Here is a 3,162-nt window from a genome sequence, read left to right on the forward strand (position 1 = left end):
TGTACCGCTTACTCATGTTGCTCACTACCTGTGACTGCTTCCTCCGGGACCAACCGTCCCAGTATCAAGCTGTCCGGCTAGCAGGGGGAACCTCAAATACCCGTTCGCCAGTACCTGGCAGGGCGCCAAGTACAACGGTGGTCCGTTCAGCCGACGCATGGTCAATGCTCAGCAGAACAAGAACGCGGGAGACGCGCTCAAGGGCTTCTACACCTACGCTCGTGTCCTCGAAGGGGACCGCTTCCTCGTATGGATCAGGTAGGCCCGCGACAAGATCGGGAAGACAGCAGCTGTGAATGAGTCAGTCCGTACCGGGACAGCTCTGGTATTCGCCCAGTACCACCACTTCCAGGTTGTGGACCCGGAGGGGTCCTTGGCCAGTGACTTCGGCAGTACCTACACCGGGCTGGCATCCGCCTCTGGCGGAGCCATCGAGGTGACGACTGGGATCCACACCGGCGACGTCGAGGTCACCGTCGAGCTGCACTCCCAGCGACCCGATGTGGTTGTGGACTGGGAAGAGATCGCTGAGATCTCGTGCCACTCCCCTTCTGGGGAAGTGCTGGTGACTCATTTCATGGACGACCCTGCGGATCTGCCCTCCCTGGCGTCCCGAGGGCCAGGCCCTTACCGGCTGCGCGTCCATGCGCGCGGCCGGGACCGGGCCGTCGACCAGACACCCGTGGACGACGTCGTGGAGTCCTACCTGATCCAAAGCTGGCCCGCCGAACATCAAGATGCCCTCCTGGTGAAGGCGACCGACGCCTACGGAGCCCAGGTACGTGCCCGGCCGGCCGACGACACCATGGTCATCGACCACGAGGACTCACTCGACACCCAGTCTGGTCAGGAGCGCGACATCCTGCGCCGGGCCGGGCGCGGCGACTACTCCTGATCCACCACCGCAATCCTCGGTTGGGGCAGCTGCATCGTGCAGCTGCCCCAACCCACTCAGAGGGTGTCCGAGAAGCCCGTCAGCGGGGCAAGTTGCCTGGTGGCGGTGGCAGCAAGAAGGCGTGTGGGAACGAATGTTGACGACGCTGCGGGAACGCGAGCGGGTGCAACTCGGCCGGGCTCCCACTCCTCAGGGCCTGCCGATCATTACGTAAGCGTGCCGCCGGGCCTGCGGACTTCCTGGGTATCTACGACGGCGAGCGAGCCGTGGGCGCGGCGGCCCTGGTCGTCGCCCAGCATCCTGACGGGGATCGGGCGTGTTCGAACTATGGCCCATCAGAGCCGCTACCGGAGTTGCCTGCAGACCTTCGCATGCTCGCCGTCGACGCCCTGGACCAAGGGGTCTGCAACCGGTCTGAACTCGCCGGGCTGTGGGCCGAAGCTGCGAACTGGTCGAAGTGGCGCCGGGACATCACCCGCCTTCGCGACGTCCTTGACCCTCCGTTCCCGCCACAAGAGGAAGCCCTGTTCGAGATCTGATCGGCGACCCACAGACACTGACCACACGCCCGCTTCGCCCCCCGGCCGGTGACGAGGACGTCATCGTCTGCACCGGGGACGTGGACGTACTCATGACGGCCCTCACGAGGCCCGCCAGCGATAGGACGAGGTCCTCGGTCGGGTGCCGTCAGCTGCACGGCCCGAAGGGGGCCATGCCGTTGCGGGTGGCGGGCCGGCGACGGACGTTGCCGGCCTCCCGCTCGCAGGGCTACGGCTGGGCAGTCATCGCGCGGCCCTGCGCATTCGCTGCGCAGCCCTGTGACCAGCATTGGTCGGGCTTGTGGTGGGTGGTGGGCAAGCCCGTCGTCGTGGGTGCGCAAGCCCTGTGGTCGGGTTCATGGTCGGGGTGCGCACGGCAGCCGCCGGCAGCCCCTGCGCAACCGTCAGAGGCAGCCACTGCGCAGCGATTGCGCAGCCCCGGCACGCCCTGCGCAATGTGGCTGTGGCCAGGTGTGGTCGGGGTGCGCAGGCTCCGTGGTCGGGTTCATGGTCGGGGTGCGCAACCCCTGTGGTTGCGCTTGTGGTTGGGGTTACGCAGCCGTCAGCCACGACCCTTCGCACCCGTGGAAGCAGCCCCTGCGCAGTCACCACTGCCCGTGCCGGCGGCCGCGCAGCCGGCTGTTCACTGCGCGCCGAGGCCGGCTGTGGATGCAGTCCATGGGATGCGGCTGTCGGGATCGTGGACGGGCCGCAAGATGGGCTCTGCTGGTCCGTTGCGCTGGATGTCGACGAGGGGCGGCGAGTCTGGGGACGGTGTGCAGGAGGGTTGCGAGGGCGGGGGTACCGGCTGCTGCGTGCGGGGCGTTGACGTGGTTTTCGACCCCTCTGGGGCCGGTGCCGGTCGAGGACGGACAACAGCCGCGGGAACATCGCGTAGCGCCGCCACTCCTCCTCTACCAGCGATTCCCCCTGAGCGGGCCTGTTGCGGGCCGCAGGCGGCGTGGGGATGTGGTCGTGGAGGCGTGCGGAGGCGTTGATCACGTCAGCGACGTGTGGTGGGCTGAGAAGATCGCCGCGAGGCCCGCATTCCGTCGAGACCGCGAAGGACAGGGATGTCGAGGAGACTGCCCGTGGACCGGGCCGAGGAGCGACTTCAACATGAGCTGAGCCGTGGGCGGCAGCCCCTGGCCGAGTTGGACTTGGACGAGGTGTGGCTCAGGTTCGTACGCTTCGGCTCCCAACGATTCGACACCGCGGACACGCCGGACGCTGATGGCCTTCTGTTCCAGTACGGGACTCACGCCTTCGAGGGACCGCCCGTCTTCACCCTGGACCTTGCCCGGCAGTTCGGCATCAACGATGCTTCCGGCGAGCATGATCATTACATCCAGCTCCACTGCGAACTTCGATACGAGCCCGTCCCTCGACTTCGGGCGCTGGGGCACTTCGAGTCCTGGTTCTTCCACGACACGGACGACGAACTCGACCGCTGGGCCGACGGCCTTGGCCGCCAGGAGTTCTGGACGATGGTCCGCCACTTCCATCCCCTGGAAATCAGGGTCTACCAAGAACCAGTGTGATCACAGCTGCGAAGCGACCTTCCCGGTGACGCTCCGCCACCGCTCCCCAAGATCTGTGCCAGAGCTAAGTTTTGACAGTGTGTCCGCGTCATTGAGCGACTCTGTCGGGGATCTTGTGGGTCGGGTTCACGTGCCTTGCCGCCACCAGCATTCCCAGGTCAGGCCGCGTGAGTCGAGGTAACTCTGG

At 66.4% G+C, this 3,162-nt stretch carries 3 protein-coding genes and 1 pseudogene; all 4 read left to right on the forward strand.

Features of this window, described 5'->3' with window-relative positions; genetic code table 11:
- The first annotated feature begins 157 nt into the window (after window positions 1-157).
- The 4 genes and pseudogenes from ABT296_RS38830 to ABT296_RS38490 all read left to right on the forward strand — a co-directional run bounded on the left by ABT296_RS38830 (window position 158) and on the right by ABT296_RS38490 (window position 2,975).
- The gene (locus ABT296_RS38830) at window positions 158-262 is read left to right on the forward strand and encodes a hypothetical protein (RefSeq protein WP_502977438.1); all 105 of its coding nucleotides are present in this window, start codon (window positions 158-160) and stop codon (window positions 260-262) included.
- 111 nt (window positions 263-373) lie between these two features.
- Window positions 374-895: a hypothetical protein gene (locus tag ABT296_RS38480; RefSeq protein ID WP_351934785.1), complete on the forward strand. Its 522-nt coding sequence runs from the start codon at window positions 374-376 to the stop codon at window positions 893-895.
- A gap of 236 nt (window positions 896-1,131) precedes the next feature.
- Window positions 1,132-1,434, forward strand: a pseudogene (locus tag ABT296_RS38485) (DUF4259 domain-containing protein); the annotation flags it as partial.
- Window positions 1,435-2,525: 1,091 nt separating this feature from the next.
- A complete protein-coding gene (locus ABT296_RS38490; protein ID WP_351934787.1) occupies window positions 2,526-2,975 on the forward strand; it encodes a hypothetical protein in 450 nt (149 codons plus the stop codon).
- The last annotated feature ends 187 nt before the right edge of the window (window positions 2,976-3,162 follow it).

Source organism: Streptomyces sp. NPDC000983 (assembly GCF_040299205.1).
GTDB lineage: Bacteria > Actinomycetota > Actinomycetes > Streptomycetales > Streptomycetaceae > Streptomyces.

Bases quoted from the DNA above. Each gene is read 5' to 3' on its own strand.
- ABT296_RS38830 (WP_502977438.1), top strand. From the start codon at position 158: ATGGTCAATGCTCAGCAGAACAAGAACGCGGGAGACGCGCTCAAGGGC.